At 48.3% G+C, this 14,295-nt stretch carries 30 protein-coding genes; all 30 read right to left on the minus strand.

From position 1 onward, the window contains the following. Nucleotides 1–291 precede the first annotated feature (291 nt). On the minus strand, nt 292–681 hold the full coding sequence (gene rplQ, locus HNQ59_RS18485; protein ID WP_184041877.1) for a 50S ribosomal protein L17: 390 nt from the start codon (nt 679–681) through the stop codon (nt 292–294). 15 nt (nt 682–696) lie between these two features. Then, nucleotides 697–1,680: a DNA-directed RNA polymerase subunit alpha gene (locus tag HNQ59_RS18490; protein ID WP_184041878.1), complete on the minus strand. Its 984-nt coding sequence runs from the start codon at nt 1,678–1,680 to the stop codon at nt 697–699. Nucleotides 1,681–1,704: 24 nt separating this feature from the next. Continuing rightward, the gene (gene rpsD, locus HNQ59_RS18495; protein WP_184041879.1) at nt 1,705–2,325 is read right to left on the minus strand and encodes a 30S ribosomal protein S4; all 621 of its coding nucleotides are present in this window, start codon (nt 2,323–2,325) and stop codon (nt 1,705–1,707) included. A gap of 15 nt (nt 2,326–2,340) precedes the next feature. Then, nucleotides 2,341–2,733, minus strand: a complete 393-nt coding sequence (gene rpsK / locus HNQ59_RS18500) for a 30S ribosomal protein S11 (protein ID WP_137940012.1) — start codon at nt 2,731–2,733, stop codon at nt 2,341–2,343. A gap of 32 nt (nt 2,734–2,765) precedes the next feature. Continuing rightward, on the minus strand, nt 2,766–3,128 hold the full coding sequence (rpsM, locus tag HNQ59_RS18505) for a 30S ribosomal protein S13 (RefSeq protein ID WP_184041880.1): 363 nt from the start codon (nt 3,126–3,128) through the stop codon (nt 2,766–2,768). 59 nt (nt 3,129–3,187) lie between these two features. Beyond that, nucleotides 3,188–3,301 carry a 50S ribosomal protein L36 gene (gene rpmJ / locus HNQ59_RS18510; protein ID WP_137940010.1) on the minus strand — a complete coding sequence of 38 codons (114 nt, stop codon included), beginning with the start codon at nt 3,299–3,301 and terminating at the stop codon, nt 3,188–3,190. Between the two features lie 44 nt (nt 3,302–3,345). Further along, on the minus strand, nt 3,346–3,564 hold the full coding sequence (gene infA / locus HNQ59_RS18515) for a translation initiation factor IF-1 (RefSeq protein ID WP_077296113.1): 219 nt from the start codon (nt 3,562–3,564) through the stop codon (nt 3,346–3,348). A 22-nt stretch (nt 3,565–3,586) separates the two neighbouring features. Continuing rightward, nucleotides 3,587–4,903 (minus strand): preprotein translocase subunit SecY, encoded by a 1,317-nt coding sequence (gene secY / locus HNQ59_RS18520; RefSeq protein WP_343074322.1) that lies wholly within the window; start codon nt 4,901–4,903, stop codon nt 3,587–3,589. A 14-nt stretch (nt 4,904–4,917) separates the two neighbouring features. Then, nucleotides 4,918–5,352: a 50S ribosomal protein L15 gene (rplO, locus tag HNQ59_RS18525; RefSeq protein WP_184041881.1), complete on the minus strand. Its 435-nt coding sequence runs from the start codon at nt 5,350–5,352 to the stop codon at nt 4,918–4,920. Next, entirely contained in the window at nt 5,353–5,538 is a 186-nt protein-coding gene (gene rpmD / locus HNQ59_RS18530; RefSeq protein WP_184041882.1) for a 50S ribosomal protein L30, read from the minus strand. Next, the gene (rpsE, locus tag HNQ59_RS18535; protein WP_184041883.1) at nt 5,531–6,052 is read right to left on the minus strand and encodes a 30S ribosomal protein S5; all 522 of its coding nucleotides are present in this window, start codon (nt 6,050–6,052) and stop codon (nt 5,531–5,533) included. Before rpsE ends, rpmD begins: the two co-directional genes overlap by 8 nt. Before the next feature lie 12 nt (nt 6,053–6,064). Then, on the minus strand, nt 6,065–6,418 hold the full coding sequence (rplR, locus tag HNQ59_RS18540; RefSeq protein WP_184041884.1) for a 50S ribosomal protein L18: 354 nt from the start codon (nt 6,416–6,418) through the stop codon (nt 6,065–6,067). A 13-nt stretch (nt 6,419–6,431) separates the two neighbouring features. Beyond that, nucleotides 6,432–6,965: a 50S ribosomal protein L6 gene (gene rplF, locus HNQ59_RS18545; protein ID WP_184041885.1), complete on the minus strand. Its 534-nt coding sequence runs from the start codon at nt 6,963–6,965 to the stop codon at nt 6,432–6,434. Between the two features lie 11 nt (nt 6,966–6,976). Further along, the gene (rpsH, locus tag HNQ59_RS18550) at nt 6,977–7,375 is read right to left on the minus strand and encodes a 30S ribosomal protein S8 (protein ID WP_184041886.1); all 399 of its coding nucleotides are present in this window, start codon (nt 7,373–7,375) and stop codon (nt 6,977–6,979) included. A gap of 15 nt (nt 7,376–7,390) precedes the next feature. Beyond that, complete coding sequence (gene rpsN, locus HNQ59_RS18555; protein WP_184041887.1) at nt 7,391–7,696, minus strand: 30S ribosomal protein S14; 306 nt, start codon at nt 7,694–7,696, stop codon at nt 7,391–7,393. A 7-nt stretch (nt 7,697–7,703) separates the two neighbouring features. Then, nucleotides 7,704–8,243, minus strand: coding sequence for a 50S ribosomal protein L5 (gene rplE, locus HNQ59_RS18560; RefSeq protein WP_184041888.1), 540 nt, complete (start codon nt 8,241–8,243; stop codon nt 7,704–7,706). A 9-nt stretch (nt 8,244–8,252) separates the two neighbouring features. Further along, nucleotides 8,253–8,570 (minus strand): 50S ribosomal protein L24, encoded by a 318-nt coding sequence (rplX, locus tag HNQ59_RS18565; protein WP_184041889.1) that lies wholly within the window; start codon nt 8,568–8,570, stop codon nt 8,253–8,255. A 9-nt stretch (nt 8,571–8,579) separates the two neighbouring features. After that, nucleotides 8,580–8,948, minus strand: coding sequence for a 50S ribosomal protein L14 (rplN, locus tag HNQ59_RS18570; RefSeq protein WP_184041890.1), 369 nt, complete (start codon nt 8,946–8,948; stop codon nt 8,580–8,582). A gap of 163 nt (nt 8,949–9,111) precedes the next feature. After that, entirely contained in the window at nt 9,112–9,372 is a 261-nt protein-coding gene (gene rpsQ / locus HNQ59_RS18575; RefSeq protein ID WP_184041891.1) for a 30S ribosomal protein S17, read from the minus strand. A gap of 2 nt (nt 9,373–9,374) precedes the next feature. Continuing rightward, nucleotides 9,375–9,569 (minus strand): 50S ribosomal protein L29, encoded by a 195-nt coding sequence (gene rpmC, locus HNQ59_RS18580; protein ID WP_184041892.1) that lies wholly within the window; start codon nt 9,567–9,569, stop codon nt 9,375–9,377. Continuing rightward, nucleotides 9,569–9,985, minus strand: a complete 417-nt coding sequence (gene rplP / locus HNQ59_RS18585; RefSeq protein WP_184041893.1) for a 50S ribosomal protein L16 — start codon at nt 9,983–9,985, stop codon at nt 9,569–9,571. Before rplP ends, rpmC begins: the two co-directional genes overlap by 1 nt. Continuing rightward, a complete protein-coding gene (rpsC, locus tag HNQ59_RS18590; RefSeq protein WP_184041894.1) occupies nt 9,972–10,679 on the minus strand; it encodes a 30S ribosomal protein S3 in 708 nt (235 codons plus the stop codon). The genes rplP and rpsC overlap by 14 nt, the downstream gene beginning before the upstream one ends. Before the next feature lie 10 nt (nt 10,680–10,689). Further along, nucleotides 10,690–11,019, minus strand: coding sequence for a 50S ribosomal protein L22 (gene rplV, locus HNQ59_RS18595; protein ID WP_184041895.1), 330 nt, complete (start codon nt 11,017–11,019; stop codon nt 10,690–10,692). A gap of 9 nt (nt 11,020–11,028) precedes the next feature. After that, on the minus strand, nt 11,029–11,304 hold the full coding sequence (gene rpsS / locus HNQ59_RS18600; RefSeq protein ID WP_184041896.1) for a 30S ribosomal protein S19: 276 nt from the start codon (nt 11,302–11,304) through the stop codon (nt 11,029–11,031). A gap of 7 nt (nt 11,305–11,311) precedes the next feature. Then, nucleotides 11,312–12,145, minus strand: coding sequence for a 50S ribosomal protein L2 (rplB, locus tag HNQ59_RS18605; protein ID WP_184041897.1), 834 nt, complete (start codon nt 12,143–12,145; stop codon nt 11,312–11,314). Nucleotides 12,146–12,156: 11 nt separating this feature from the next. Continuing rightward, nucleotides 12,157–12,462 carry a 50S ribosomal protein L23 gene (gene rplW / locus HNQ59_RS18610; RefSeq protein WP_184041898.1) on the minus strand — a complete coding sequence of 102 codons (306 nt, stop codon included), beginning with the start codon at nt 12,460–12,462 and terminating at the stop codon, nt 12,157–12,159. Beyond that, nucleotides 12,459–13,079 (minus strand): 50S ribosomal protein L4, encoded by a 621-nt coding sequence (gene rplD / locus HNQ59_RS18615; RefSeq protein ID WP_184041899.1) that lies wholly within the window; start codon nt 13,077–13,079, stop codon nt 12,459–12,461. The genes rplW and rplD overlap by 4 nt, the downstream gene beginning before the upstream one ends. Further along, nucleotides 13,079–13,723 (minus strand): 50S ribosomal protein L3, encoded by a 645-nt coding sequence (gene rplC, locus HNQ59_RS18620; RefSeq protein WP_184041900.1) that lies wholly within the window; start codon nt 13,721–13,723, stop codon nt 13,079–13,081. The genes rplD and rplC overlap by 1 nt, the downstream gene beginning before the upstream one ends. Before the next feature lie 97 nt (nt 13,724–13,820). Then, nucleotides 13,821–14,132: a 30S ribosomal protein S10 gene (gene rpsJ, locus HNQ59_RS18625; RefSeq protein WP_137939988.1), complete on the minus strand. Its 312-nt coding sequence runs from the start codon at nt 14,130–14,132 to the stop codon at nt 13,821–13,823. Nucleotides 14,133–14,201: 69 nt separating this feature from the next. Then, nucleotides 14,202–14,295, minus strand: a 94-nt coding sequence (locus tag HNQ59_RS18630) for an EF-Tu C-terminal domain-related protein (RefSeq protein ID WP_081413055.1), incomplete at its 5' end; no start/stop codon positions are given.

Genomic DNA, 14,295 nt, shown 5'->3' on the forward strand with positions numbered 1-14,295 from the left:
GATATTTAACGCCGGAAGAATTCCGGCAGAAGTACCACCAACAGAGGACCCAGGTTGCTAATTAAAGACTGGGATACCTAACGGGGAAAGGTCAAAATTAGCCTCGGACTCTAAAGCCGACTGCTACTGAAAACGGGGGAACGTCGCGCGCAGGAAACAACGTCAATTCAGAGTAGATCACCTCAATACAAAAAGGGGCGTTAAAACGCCCCTTTCTCCTACAACCTCTAAGCTACCACTTAAAAATATGACATCGACAAAGGGAAGTTGAAAAATACAAAATTCACTTCATTACTCTTCGATAGAAGCAGCTTCAGCTTCCACAGGCCGATCCAGCAACTCGATATATGCCATTGGCGCATTATCGCCCTGCCGGAAGCCGCACTTTAGGATACGCAGATAACCGCCGTTTCGATTTGCATAGCGAGGGCCCAGTACATCGAACAACTTGACCACCACATCACGATCACGTGTGCGATCGAATGCCAAACGACGATTAGCCAAAGAAGGCTTCTTACCCAAAGTGATCAATGGCTCGGCCACACGGCGCAATTCCTTCGCCTTAGGCAGGGTTGTTTTAATCACTTCTTCTTTCAATAGTGCATTCGCAAGATTGCGCAGAAGTGCCAAACGATGGCTGCTAGTGCGGTTGAGTTTGCGATTGCTCAAACGATGACGCATTGTCGTGTCCTTTCCTTACGGTTTTTCCAAACCGACTGGCGGCCAGTTTTCCAGCTTCATTCCAAGCGTCAATCCTTTCGAGGCAAGCACTTCTTTGATTTCGTTCAAAGACTTACGGCCGAGATTAGGTGTTTTCAACAACTCGGTTTCGGTGCGCTGGATCAGGTCACCAATATAATAAATATTTTCCGCTTTCAAGCAGTTTGCCGAACGAACAGTCAACTCAAGATCGTCAACCGGGCGCAGTAAAATCGGATCGATTTGTGGTGCTCGCGGCTGCTCAACTTCAACAGTTGTACCTTTCAAATCGGCAAAGACTGACAGCTGATCTACTAAAGTACGCGCCGCAAAACGCACTGCCTCTTCCGGCTCAATCACGCCATTGGTCTCAATATCAATAACCAACTTATCAAGATCAGTACGTTGCTCGACACGAGCACTTTCGACACTGAAGGCAACGCGACGTACAGGGCTAAAGGACGCATCCAACAGGATGCTACCAATAGAACGATTTTCATCATCTTTGGCGCGCACAGTGGCAGGTACGTAGCCTCGCCCCTGCTCAACCTTGATCTCCATGTTCAACTTACCACCTGCAGAGAGATTGGCAATAACATGCTCCGGGTTGAGGATTTCCACATCGTGTGTAGTTTCGATATCAGCGGCAGTAACAATCCCCTCGCCATCCTTTTTCAAGGACAACAAAGCAGAACTGCGGTTATGCAACTTGAGTACGACGCCTTTTAGATTCAACAGAATATCGACGACATCCTCACGCACGCCATCCAGAGCTGAATACTCATGCAGCACACCATCGATTTTCACTTCTGTCGGTGCATAACCGGGCATGGATGACAACAAAACCCGACGCAGCGCATTGCCCAGCGTATGACCGTAGCCGCGCTCAAATGGCTCCATAACAACTCTCGCCTGAAACGGGGAGATGTTCTGGACGTCAACAATGCGCGGTTTCAGGAATTCAGTAGCACTGCTTTGCATAGCCCTTCCTTGTCTGGTTGCAGGTTACTTCGAGTAGAATTCAACAACGAGTTGTTCGTTGATGTCGCCCGCAAGATCAGCACGCTCAGGTACCGATTTGAACACGCCTTCCATTTTTTTCGAATCGACCTGAACCCATGAAGGAAAACCGATCTGCTCAGCTAATGCCAACGCCTCCACGATACGGACTTGCTTCTTAGCCTTTTCGCGAACAGCGACAACGTCCCCCGATTTAACTTGATAGGAAGGGATGTTCACAACATTGCCATTAACAACAATCGATTTATGGCTGACCAATTGGCGTGCTTCAGCACGAGTAGACCCATAACCCATACGATAAACCACGTTATCCAAACGGCACTCAAGCAGCTTCAACAGATTTTCGCCAGTTGAACCCTTACGACGCTCAGCTTCTGCAAAATAATTGCGGAATTGACGCTCCAAAACGCCATAAATTCGACGAATTTTTTGCTTTTCACGTAACTGCAAACCGAAGTCTGACAAACGTGGTGTTTTCTGCCCATGCTGGCCAGGAGCAGAATCCAACTTACACTTCGTATCCAATGCGCGACGAGCGCTCTTCAGAAACAGATCTGTGCCTTCACGGCGGGACAATTTACACTTCGGTCCAATATAACGAGCCACAATTCTTCTCCAATATTAAATACGACGCTTTTTAGGAGGACGGCAGCCATTATGCGGAACCGGCGTAACGTCAGAAATGCTGGTGATCTTGAAACCCAGTGCATTCAAAGCACGAACAGCGGATTCGCGACCCGGCCCTGGCCCCTTGATTCTCACCTCGAGATTCTTCACACCATACTCTTGTGCCACTTTGCCAGCTGCCTCGGCTGCAACCTGCGCAGCAAATGGTGTGGACTTACGAGAACCTTTGAAACCAGCACCGCCCGAGGTCGCCCAACTCAGGGCGTTGCCTTGGCGGTCCGTGATGGTAACGATGGTGTTATTAAAAGATGCATGAACATGGACAATGCCCTCGCTCACACTCTTTTTCACCTTTTTACGCACACGGGCAGTAGATGCTTTAGCCATTACTTATTCCTTAATGTGTGTACTACCTGATATCACTTCTTACCTGCAATTGCTTTACGCGGCCCTTTACGGGTACGCGCATTTGTCCGTGTGCGCTGACCACGGGCCGGCAACCCGCGGCGATGGCGCAAACCACGATAGCAACCCAAATCCATCAGGCGCTTAATGTTCATCGTAACTTCGCGACGCAAGTCACCTTCAACAGTAAACTTACCCACTTCGTCACGTAATTTGTCCATGTCAGCATCGCTCAGATCCTTCATTTTGGTCGTACGACCAATACCCGCCGCATCGCAAATGATTTGCGCACGAGTACGACCTACGCCATAAATGGCTGTCAAAGCGATTTCTGCATGTTGATGGTTCGGGATGTTAACCCCGGCAATACGGGCCATGAAAATACCCCAATATCAAAAAGTTGACGATTGTATCGCCAGCAATTGACTGAAGTCAATCAGCCCTGGCGTTGTTTATGGCGCGGATCCGTGCAAATCACACGTAACACGCCATTCCGACGGATCATCTTACAGTTGCGGCAGATCCGTTTCACAGAAGGTTGTACCTTCATCTTGGTTCCTTTCCTACTAAAGAACTATGCCCCATGATACAAAGCTATTTCGCTCTGAACACGATGCGCGCGCGCGACAGATCGTAAGGCGTCAACTCAACAGTCACCTTGTCACCAGGTAAGATGCGAATATAATGCATACGCATCTTACCCGAAATATGACCTAATACCACATGACCATTCTCAAGTTTCACCCGGAATGTCGCATTTGGCAGAGTTTCCAAAATCTCACCCTGCATTTGAATCGTATCTTCTTTCGCCATCTCGCGATTACTGTTTGTTTAATCAGCGAGCGGTTAAACCGCCCTTGAAGTTAGACTTCTTCAGCAGGCTCTCATATTGTTGAGACAAAATATAAGACTGCACCTGCGCCATAAAGTCCATGGTCACAACAACGATAATCAGCAATGATGTGCCCCCAAAATAGAATGGAACATTCCACTTGACGATCAAAAACTCAGGGATCAGGCAAACCAACGTGATGTACAGAGCACCAAATAAAGTAAGGCGCAGAATAATACGTTCGATATAGCGAGAAGTCTGCTCGCCCGGTCGAATACCAGGCACAAAAGCGCCACTCTTCTTTAAATTATCCGCTGTCTCCTTTGGATTAAATACCAGTGCGGTATAGAAGAAACAGAAAAAAACTATCGCAGCAGCATAAAGAAGCACATAAATAGGTTGACCAGGATGCAAGGCATCACCAACATCCTTAAGCCAACGGAGACGTTCGCTATTACCAAACCATCCAGCAATAGTTGCCGGAAATAGGATGATGCTCGAAGCAAAAATTGGCGGTATAACACCGGCCATATTCAACTTCAACGGCAAATGAGTACTTTGCCCCTGCATCACACGATTACCAACCTGCCGCTTAGCATAATTAACCAGAATCTTCCGCTGTCCGCGCTCAACAAAAACTACTAGTGCTGTTATTAGCGCCACACCAATGAACAAAAAGAGCACAAATGGAATTGACAGGGAACCTTGGTTAGCAAGCGCCAAAGTCTTCCCTATAGCAGATGGGACTCCTGCCGCTATACCAGCACAAATGATAAGAGAAATGCCATTTCCTATCCCTCGTTCTGTTATCTGCTCTCCCAGCCACATCAAAAACATGGTTCCAGTAACTAGGGTAATGATAGTTGTGAAGTAAAATTCAACTTGACCAGTAAGAACTAGGCCAGGTTGCCTATATAGCATCACCGCGATACCAAAGCTCTGAAAAGTAGCAAGTAAGACCGTACCATATCTTGTAAATTTGGTGATCTTACGCCGCCCTGCCTCACCCTCCTTCTTCAGCTGTTTCAACTGCGGAAGAATCTCTGACGCCAACTGAATAATAATTGACGCAGAAATATATGGCATTATGCCTATAGCAAAAACAGTAAAGCGACTTAGCGCACCACCGGAAAACATGTTAAACATGTCCAACAAACCGGTTTGAGATGAACTAAATAACTTTGCTAGCGCATCCGGATCAATCCCGGGAACGGGAATATGCGCGCCAATACGATACACAATAAGCGCCCCCAGCAAAAACCAGAGGCGCTTTTTGAGATCGCCAAACTTGTCTACCGAACTTTGAATCGAATTAGACACAGCATAGCCTTAATTTATTCAGCGACCGTACCACCAGCAGCTTCAATCGCCTTTCGAGCACCTGTAGTAACCAACAGCCCCCGAATTTTGATTGCACGCTCTACCTTGCCAGACATAATGACTTTTACGGTACGCGCATTTGCCGGAACGAGACCTGCTTGCAGCAATACCATTGGATCAATGTCGTCCACAGGAAGTTTAGCAAGATTAGTCAGCGTAACTTCGTGATTCAATCCCTTATTCAGAGACACAAAACCACGCTTGGGCAGACGGCGTTGCAAGGGCATCTGACCACCCTCAAAGCCAACTTTATGAAAGCCACCACTACGGGACTTCTGCCCCTTATGGCCACGTCCACAAGTTTTCCCTAAGCCACTACCGATACCACGACCGACACGGCGTTTTGCATGCTTGGCACCAATCGCAGGTGCAATAGTATTCAGCTGCATTTAACCCTCGCACTTCAACAAATAACTAATCTTGTTGATCATGCCTCGGTTCTCAGGCGTGTCAATCACTTCAACAGTTTGATTCAAACGCTTCAGCCCCAAGCCATGAGCACATGCCTTGTGAGACTCCAGGCGACCAATCAGGCTCTTAACCAAGGTAACCCTGACTTTGCTAGCATCAGCCATTTGACACCTCACCTAAAATCTCGGCCACGGTCAACCCACGCTTTGCAGCAATTTGCTCCGCAGTACGAATATTTGCCAAACCATCCAAAGTTGCACGAACAACATTATAAGGATTGGTAGACCCATGACATTTAGCTGTAATGTTATGAATACCCATCACCTCAAAAACGGCACGCATCGGGCCGCCGGCAATAATACCTGTACCTTCCGGGGCTGGCTGCATAAACACAGTAGTAGCACCATGTTTACCTACAACAGTGTGATGCAACGTACCATTCCGCAATGGTACTTTAAACAGCTTACGGCGAGCCTCATCCATTGCCTTCTGAACAGCAACAGGAACTTCCTTAGCTTTGCCTTTACCCATACCAACACCGCCATTACCGTCACCAACCACGGTCAATGCAGCGAAACCCATGATACGGCCACCCTTCACGACTTTGGTAACACGGTTAACCGTGACCATTTTCTCGCGAAGGCCGTCAGAGCGCTCTTCCAAATCGTTCTTAGCCATTTGAACCTCTAATTAGAATGCCAAGCCGTTTTCACGGGCTGCATCAGCCAATGCTTTTACACGGCCGTGATACTTGAAGCCGGAACGATCGAAAGCAACAGCTTCGATTCCTGCGGCTTTAGCCTTTTCAGCAATTCGCTTTCCAACGACTGCAGCAGCGGCAACATTCCCACCATTCGCTACGTCTTTGCGCACATCAACTTCAAGCGTGGAAGCACTAGCGAGGACTTTACCGCCGGTTTCATCAATAATCTGTGCATAGATATGCTGATTTGTGCGCATGACGCACAAACGAACCATGCCCAGCGCTGCAATGCGTGCACGGGTTTTACGTGCCCTGCGCAAGCGAGTCTGTTTCTTATCCATGGTAAAGCCTCAATTATTTCTTCTTGGTTTCTTTCAGAACCACAACCTCATCCGCATAACGAACACCTTTGCCCTTGTAGGGTTCTGGAGAACGGTAAGCACGAATTTCAGCTGCGACCTGACCAACCTGTTGTTTATCAACGCCCTTAATCAATATTTCAGTTTGAGAAGGCGTTTCCACTTTGATACCAACAGGCATTTTATGTGCAACTGGATGTGAAAAACCCAGGGTCAAATTCAGCACATCACCTTGCGCTTGAGCTCGATAACCGACACCAACCAGCGTCAATTTCCTCTCGAAGCCAGAAGAAACACCCTTAACCATATTGGCCAAGAGTGCGCGCATAGTACCAGACATGGCGCGTGATTGTTTTGCATCATTGGTTGCAGCACATTTAATTGCACCCTCTTCAACAACCACAGAAACATCAGTAGTCATCGGGCGAATCAAAGTACCCAGCGGCCCCTTTACAGAAATTTGACCATCTGTAATTTTAACTTCCACGTTGCCGGGTAGAACGATAGGATTTTTAGCTACACGAGACATTTATCACCTCATTACGCCACAACGCACAGCAATTCGCCACCAATACCAGTAGCACGCGCTTTGCGATCCGTCATAACACCCTTAGACGTGGAAACAATTGCCACACCCAAACCATTCATTACAAGTGGAATCTCTCCAACACCCTTGTAAACACGTAGACCTGGACGACTAACGCGCTCGATACGATCAATGACAGGTCGGCCATCGTAATACTTCAGTCCGATCTCCAAAGCTGATTTTCCGCTACCCAAATCAGTAACAGAAAATGCATCAATATAACCTTCATCCTTCAAAACTTTTGCTATTGCAATTTTCAATTTTGAGGACGGCATGCTAACTGCTGCCTTTGCGGAACGCTGAGCGTTACGAATACGGGTCAGCATGTCGGCGATAGGATCATGCATACTCATCTTGATCTTCCCCTATTACCAGCTTGCCTTCACAACACCCGGTATTTCACCGCGCATCGCAATTTCACGAATCTTAGTACGACCCAAACCAAACTTACGGAACGTACCACGAGCCCGCCCCGTAATCGCACAGCGATTACGCAAACGCACGGGACTTGCGTTTCTAGGCAGCTTTTGCAACTGCAGGCGAGCAGCAAATCGCTCCTCGTCAGTCAAGCCGGCATCATTAATGATTTCCAGCAACTTCTTACGCTTATCATTGAATTTCTGAACAGTTTCGCGACGCTTTTGCTCGCGATTGATCATGCAAACCTTTGCCATGTCACCCTCAGTTCTTGAAAGGGAATTTAAACGCGGCAAGCAAAGCGCGCGCTTCTTCGTCGGTCTTTGCTGTCGTGGTAATAGTGATGTTCATACCACGTAATGCATCGATCTTGTCATACTCGATTTCAGGGAAAATAATCTGCTCCCGAACACCGATATTATAATTACCACGACCATCAAATGAACGACCAGACACCCCACGGAAATCGCGAATACGGGGCATAGCAACCGTTACCAGGCGATCTAGGAATTCATACATGCGCTCGCGACGCAATGTCACCTTGCAGCCTACTGGATAATTATCGCGAATCTTAAAACCAGCAATAGACTTCTTGGACAAGGTAACAACGGGTTTTTGACCTGCAATTTTCTGCATATCTCCAACCGCAAACTCCATTACCTTCTTATCAGCAACGGCCTCACCAACACCCATATTGAGCGTTATCTTCTCAATACGAGGCACTTCCATGATCGACTTGTAACCAAACTGCTTTTGCAATTCAGGCACAACAGTATTCGTATAAAACTCTCGCAAACGAGCCATGATTACCCCTTAGGCGTCCAACAGTTCGCCGTTCGACTTGAAGAAGCGAACTTTGCGATTATCATCCAGAATGCGGAAACCAACACGATCTGCTTTCTGAGTGGCAGGATTGAAAACCGCAACATTCGAAACATCGATTGGCTTTGCAATCTCGATAATTCCACCGGCCAAACCTTTAACAGGATTCGGCTTTTGGTGCTTCTTAACCAGATTGACGCCTTCAACAACAACATGGCCTTCAGCTAAAACGTGCAAAACAACCCCACGCTTACCTTTATCTTTTCCCGCCAGGACGATGACATCGTCGCCTTTACGAATTTTACGCATCATCACTCCTTACAGAACTTCTGGCGCCAAAGAAACGATTTTCATAAACCGCTCGGTACGAAGCTCGCGAGTCACTGGCCCAAAGATACGAGTGCCAATAGGCTCCAACTTATTGTTGAGCAATACTGCGGCATTGCCATCAAACTTAATCAGAGAACCATCTGGACGACGAACACCTTTAGCCGTGCGAACAACCACAGCATTGTAAACATCGCCTTTCTTTACGCGACCACGAGGAGCAGCATCTTTGATGCTGACCTTGATAATATCGCCCACGCTTGCATAGCGGCGCTTGGAACCACCCAACACCTTGATGCACATTACAGTGCGCGCACCAGTATTGTCAGCCACTTCCAAAATGGACTGCATTTGAATCATTTTTTATCTCCAACTTAAACCGTCTTCCACCTAAACAGTGGAGAGAACCAAAACGGTTCAGTTTTGGGCCCCGCTTGGGGAAGGACGCTCTAAGGCAACACGAAAAGTGCAAGATTATAAGGGTCTTGCTCAAAAGAAACAAGACCCTTATCACTATGACCAATCAGGCCAAGCGAGCTTTTTCAATCAACTTCGTTACAACCCAGTTCTTTGTCTTGGACAAGGGTCGAGACTCAGTGATTGTCACGACATCGCCTTCGCGATATTCATTATTTTCGTCGTGCGCGTGATACTTCTTGGAACGACGAATGACCTTTCCGTAGAGCGGGTGTTTAACCTGGCGCTCAACCAAAACGGTAACTGTCTTATCCATCTTATTACTCACGACGCGACCAGTCAGCGTGCGAACAATTTTCTCGCTCATGATCAGGCAGCCTTTTTCTTCTCGGTAATGAGGGTACGGATACGAGCGATATCTCGACGTACTTGACGCAATTCGCTAGTTTTAGCGAGCTGCTGAGTTGCCAGCTGCATACGCAAGCCAAACTGCGCCTTCAACAAAGATAGCAACTCTTGCTGCAGCTCATCAACCGATTTAGAACGGAGATCTTTAGCTTTCATCACTGCCCCACTTGACGCTGTACAAAAACAGTGGCGAAAGGCAGCTTAGCAGCTGCAAGCCGGAAAGCCTCACGAGCCAACTCAACGCTTACACCATCCATCTCATACAAAACCTTACCAGGCTGAATCTCAGCCACCCAATACTCCGGCGAACCCTTACCGTTACCCATACGCACTTCTGCTGGTTTACTGGTAATTGGCTTATCTGGAAATACGCGAATCCAGATACGACCACCACGCTTAATATGCCGAGTCATTGCACGACGTGCTGCTTCAATCTGCCTTGCAGTCAGGCGACCACGCCCAACAGCCTTCAGACCAAACTCACCAAAATCCACTTTAGCACCGCGTGTCGCAATACCTGTATTACGGCCCTTTTGAACCTTACGATACTTTGTACGATTAGGCTGCAGCATTTCTGCCTCCAGACTTTCTAGCCTTCTTCTCAGTCTCTACAGGCTGAGGAGCAGGTTGCTCACCACGGCCCGTGTGCTCACCTTTATACACCCAGACCTTGATGCCAATAATCCCGTAAGTGGTTTTCGCTTCAGATGTAGCATAATCGATATCGGCACGCAGCGTATGCAGAGGAACACGCCCTTCCCGATACCACTCACTACGAGCGATCTCAATACCGTTTAAGCGACCAGAGCTCATGATCTTAATCCCCTGAGCACCCAATCGCATCGCGTTTTGCATAGCTCGCTTCATGGCACGCCGAAACATGACACGCTTTTCGAGCTGAGAAGCGATGCTATCAGCAATCAACTGTGCATCCAATTCAGGCTTACGGATCTCTTCGATGTTGATGTGAACAGGCACACCCATCATCTTCTGCAACTGAGCCTTCAGCAACTCAATGTCCTCACCCTTTTTACCAATCACCACGCCAGGACGAGCACTATGAATTGTGATACGAGCATTTTTTGCAGGACGCTCAATAATGATTCTACCAACCGCAGCGTGACCAAGTTTGGACTTCAGGAACTGGCGAACCTTGATGTCTTCATTAAGCATGTTCGCGAAATTCAGATTATTCGCGTACCACTTGGAAGACCAGTTTTTCAACACAGCCAGACGGAAACCCGTTGGATGAATTTTCTGACCCATTGTCTCTTCCTCAATCGCCGACAGTCAGCGTGATATGACACGTCTGCTTTTCAATACGGTTACCACGACCTTTTGCACGGGCTGTAAAGCGTTTTAAGCTTGGTCCCTTATCAACATAGATCGTCGCAACCTTCAGTGTATCAATGTCAGCACCTTCGTTATGTTCTGCATTGGCAATCGCAGATTCCAATACCGCACGAATAATGCGAGCACCCTTTTTAGGCGTGAATGCCAACACATTCAACGCTTGCTCAACAGATTGACCACGAACAAGATCAGCCACCAGGCGAGCTTTTTGCGCGGACAATCGAGCATTTTTCAAAACAGCAGAAACTCTCATTTCGCCACCTTATCTCTTTGCTTTCTTGTCTGCTGCATGCCCTTTAAAGGTACGTGTCAGCGAAAACTCACCCAACTTATGGCCGACCATATTCTCGTTAACATAAACAGGAACATGTTGACGGCCATTATGTACCGCAATGGTCAGCCCAACGAAATCAGGCAGAACAGTCGAACGGCGAGACCAAGTCTTGATTGGACGCTTGTCATTACTTGCCAGTGCAGCTTCGGCCTTCTTGAGCAGGTGATGGTCTACAAACGGACCCTTCTTGATAGAACGTGCCATGGCTCAATTATCCTTTATTCGAATAACGACGACGAACAATCATATTGTTCGTACGCTTGTTGCTACGTGTACGATAGCCCTTAGCTGGCGTACCCCAAGGACTAACAGGAACACGAGCTTCACCAGTACGACCCTCACCACCACCGTGCGGGTGATCAATTGGGTTCATTGCAACACCACGTACAGTCGGGCGAATACCACGCCAACGATTCGCACCAGCCTTACCAATCTTACGAAGGCTATGCTCCTCATGACCCACTTCGCCTACCGTCGCACGGCAATCAACATGAACCTTCCGGATTTCACCCGAACGCAAACGCAACTGAGCGTAACTACCCTCACGCGCCAACAACTGAACCGAAGTACCGGCCGAACGCGCCAACTGAGCACCCTTACCCGGCATCATTTCAACACAATGGACAGTTGTACCCACCGGAATATTACGCAACGGCAATGCATTTCCCGCTTTGATCGGTGCTTCGGAGCCACTCATCAACTGCGCTCCCACATCTACACCTCTGGGCGCAATGATGTAACGCCTCTCGCCGTCGGCATAGCACAACAACGCAATATGAGCCGTACGGTTGGGATCGTATTCAATACGCTCAACCTTTGCCGCGATACCATCCTTATTCCGACGGAAATCAATCACACGATAGTGGTGCTTATGCCCACCACCCTGATGACGCATAGTCACATGGCCGTTATTATTACGACCAGCTTTGCTATGCTGTTTCTCCAGCAAAGGAGCATAGGGAGCACCCTTATGTAGATTGGGCGTAACGACCTTGATTACTGCACGACGGCCAGGAGACGTCGGTTTAACTTTGATCAGTGCCATGACCTTCTCCTTTATTCCGCCGCCGCGAATTCGATCTGCTGACCAGATTTCAGGCAAACATAAGCCTTTTTCCAGTCCTTGCGACGACCAACCGTCCGGCCAAATCGCTTCTGCTTACCCTTCACATTCAAGACCTGCACGCTTTCGACCTGAACATTGAACAGCGCTTCTACGGCAGCACGAATCTCGGGCTTGGTTGCATCGATTGCAACCTTAAAAACCACTTGTTCATTTTTGTCAGCAACGAAGGTGCTTTTCTCAGAGATGATCGGTGCCAGGATCACCTGATAAAGGCGTTCTTGATTAACCGCGCTCATGCGTACATCTCCTCGATTTGCTTAACCGCACCAACGGTAACCACCACATTTTTGAAGTGAACCAGGCTTACAGGATCAACCTGAGAAGGCTCGACAACATAAACATGAGGCAGATTACGCGATGACAAATAAAGATTCTCATCAACAGAGTCAGCAATAATCAGCACATGCTCCAAACCCAACGATTTGAGCTTAGCCGCAAATTGCTTTGTCTTGGGGGAGTCAACCACAAAACTATCCAGCACCTGCAAGCGCCCTTCACGAGCCAACTGCGAATAAATTGCGGCAACACCGGCGCGGTACATCTTGCGATTTACCTTATGACTAAAATTCTCCTCTGGAGAATTCGGGAAAATCTTACCACCACCACGCCACAAAGGACTGGACGCCATACCAGCACGGGCACGACCAGTACCCTTTTGACGCCAAGGCTTGCGAGTAGACTTCGCCACTTCGCTACGGCCTTTTTGTGCGCGATTTGCGCTACGTGCATTCGCCTGATATGCAACCACAAGCTGATGCACCAAAGCCTCGTTATAGTCACGCCCAAACAAAGCATCAGACACCGCCAAACTGGAAACTGCCTGGCCCTGATCGTTAATAACCTTCAGTTCCATTATGCACCTGCCTTCACGCTCGGACGAACAACAACATCGCCACCCTTGGCGCCAGGAACAGCACCCTTCACCAGTAGCAACTGCCGCTCCACATCGACACGCACAACCTCAAGACACTGAACAGTGCGCTTGACGTTACCATATTGACCTGCCATACGCTTACCAGGGAAAACGCGACCTGGATCCTGCGCCTGACCGATGGAGCCCGGTTTATTATGAGAAACCGAGTTACCATGCGATGCACGGTTGGAACTAAAGTTGTGGCGCTTGATCACGCCAGAAAAACCTTTACCCTGGGATGTACCAGTCACATCCACCAATTGCCCAGAAGCAAAAATCTCAACAGACAATACTGAACCAGGCTTCAGCTCAGCCAACTGCTCAGCAGTCAATTGAAACTCGCGCAAACCACGACCTGCTTCAATTCCTGCTTTGGCAAAATGCCCAGCTTGCGCCTTATTGACGCGACTTGCCTTACGAGAACCGAAGGCTACCTGAACGCCGGTATAACCATCAGTCTCATCGGTTTTGACTTGAGCTACGCGATTATTGGACATATCCAGCACCGTTACTGGAATGGATGCACCATCCTCAGCAAAGATGCGGGTCATGCCAATCTTGCGACCTACAAGACCTAAACTCATGATTATTTCCTTTTACAAAAGGGCCGATTGCGATTGATCGGCAAAAAATAAAAACGGGCTCGCAACAGCGAGCCCGCTATTCTATCAAAAAATCAAGTTACTGCAACTTAATTTCTACGTCAACCCCTGCAGGCAGATCCAACTTCATCAGGGCATCAACTGTTTTATCCGTCGGATCGACAATATCCATCAAACGCAGATGCGTACGAATCTCCAGCTGATCACGCGAAGTCTTGTTGACGTGCGGCGAGCGAAGAATATCGAAACGCTGAATTCTGGTTGGCAGAGGCACGGGACCTTTAACAACCGCGCCAGTTCGTTTTGCAGTTTCAACGATTTCTGCAGCAGAACGGTCGATCAAATTGTAGTCAAATGCCTTGAGGCGGATACGGATACGTTGGCTTTGCATGGAATTTCCTAAAGAGCAGGTAAAGAACAAATGGCGCAACAATCATTGTTGCGCCATCTTGGGCATCAATTACTCGATGATCTTGGCGACGACGCCAGCACCGACAGTACGACCACCTTCACGGATCGCGAAGCGCAAACCTTGCTCCATCGCAATCGGCGCG

Origin of the sequence: Chitinivorax tropicus, assembly GCF_014202905.1 — a bacterium.
Taxonomy (GTDB): Bacteria; Pseudomonadota; Gammaproteobacteria; order Burkholderiales; family SCOH01; genus Chitinivorax; species Chitinivorax tropicus.

Coding starts and splice junctions, on each gene's coding strand:
- rplQ (WP_184041877.1), bottom strand. CDS start 681: ATGCGTCATCGTTTGAGCAATCGCAAACTCAACCGCACTAGCAGCCAT.
- HNQ59_RS18490 (WP_184041878.1), bottom strand. CDS start 1,680: ATGCAAAGCAGTGCTACTGAATTCCTGAAACCGCGCATTGTTGACGTC.
- rpsK (WP_137940012.1), bottom strand. CDS start 2,733: ATGGCTAAAGCATCTACTGCCCGTGTGCGTAAAAAGGTGAAAAAGAGT.
- rpsM (WP_184041880.1), bottom strand. CDS start 3,128: ATGGCCCGTATTGCCGGGGTTAACATCCCGAACCATCAACATGCAGAA.
- rpmJ (WP_137940010.1), bottom strand. CDS start 3,301: ATGAAGGTACAACCTTCTGTGAAACGGATCTGCCGCAACTGTAAGATG.
- infA (WP_077296113.1), bottom strand. CDS start 3,564: ATGGCGAAAGAAGATACGATTCAAATGCAGGGTGAGATTTTGGAAACT.
- rplO (WP_184041881.1), bottom strand. CDS start 5,352: ATGCAGCTGAATACTATTGCACCTGCGATTGGTGCCAAGCATGCAAAA.
- rpmD (WP_184041882.1), bottom strand. CDS start 5,538: ATGGCTGATGCTAGCAAAGTCAGGGTTACCTTGGTTAAGAGCCTGATT.
- rpsE (WP_184041883.1), bottom strand. CDS start 6,052: ATGGCTAAGAACGATTTGGAAGAGCGCTCTGACGGCCTTCGCGAGAAA.
- rplR (WP_184041884.1), bottom strand. CDS start 6,418: ATGGATAAGAAACAGACTCGCTTGCGCAGGGCACGTAAAACCCGTGCA.
- rplF (WP_184041885.1), bottom strand. CDS start 6,965: ATGTCTCGTGTAGCTAAAAATCCTATCGTTCTACCCGGCAACGTGGAA.
- rpsH (WP_184041886.1), bottom strand. CDS start 7,375: ATGAGTATGCATGATCCTATCGCCGACATGCTGACCCGTATTCGTAAC.
- rpsN (WP_184041887.1), bottom strand. CDS start 7,696: ATGGCAAAGGTTTGCATGATCAATCGCGAGCAAAAGCGTCGCGAAACT.
- rplE (WP_184041888.1), bottom strand. CDS start 8,243: ATGGCTCGTTTGCGAGAGTTTTATACGAATACTGTTGTGCCTGAATTG.
- rplX (WP_184041889.1), bottom strand. CDS start 8,570: ATGCGTAAAATTCGTAAAGGCGACGATGTCATCGTCCTGGCGGGAAAA.
- rplN (WP_184041890.1), bottom strand. CDS start 8,948: ATGATTCAAATGCAGTCCATTTTGGAAGTGGCTGACAATACTGGTGCG.
- rpsQ (WP_184041891.1), bottom strand. CDS start 9,372: ATGAGCGAGAAAATTGTTCGCACGCTGACTGGTCGCGTCGTGAGTAAT.
- rpmC (WP_184041892.1), bottom strand. CDS start 9,569: ATGAAAGCTAAAGATCTCCGTTCTAAATCGGTTGATGAGCTGCAGCAA.
- rplP (WP_184041893.1), bottom strand. CDS start 9,985: ATGCTGCAGCCTAATCGTACAAAGTATCGTAAGGTTCAAAAGGGCCGT.
- rpsC (WP_184041894.1), bottom strand. CDS start 10,679: ATGGGTCAGAAAATTCATCCAACGGGTTTCCGTCTGGCTGTGTTGAAA.
- rplV (WP_184041895.1), bottom strand. CDS start 11,019: ATGAGAGTTTCTGCTGTTTTGAAAAATGCTCGATTGTCCGCGCAAAAA.
- rpsS (WP_184041896.1), bottom strand. CDS start 11,304: ATGGCACGTTCTATCAAGAAGGGTCCGTTTGTAGACCATCACCTGCTC.
- rplB (WP_184041897.1), bottom strand. CDS start 12,145: ATGGCACTGATCAAAGTTAAACCGACGTCTCCTGGCCGTCGTGCAGTA.
- rplW (WP_184041898.1), bottom strand. CDS start 12,462: ATGAGCGCGGTTAATCAAGAACGCCTTTATCAGGTGATCCTGGCACCG.
- rplD (WP_184041899.1), bottom strand. CDS start 13,079: ATGGAACTGAAGGTTATTAACGATCAGGGCCAGGCAGTTTCCAGTTTG.
- rplC (WP_184041900.1), bottom strand. CDS start 13,723: ATGAGTTTAGGTCTTGTAGGTCGCAAGATTGGCATGACCCGCATCTTT.
- rpsJ (WP_137939988.1), bottom strand. CDS start 14,132: ATGCAAAGCCAACGTATCCGTATCCGCCTCAAGGCATTTGACTACAAT.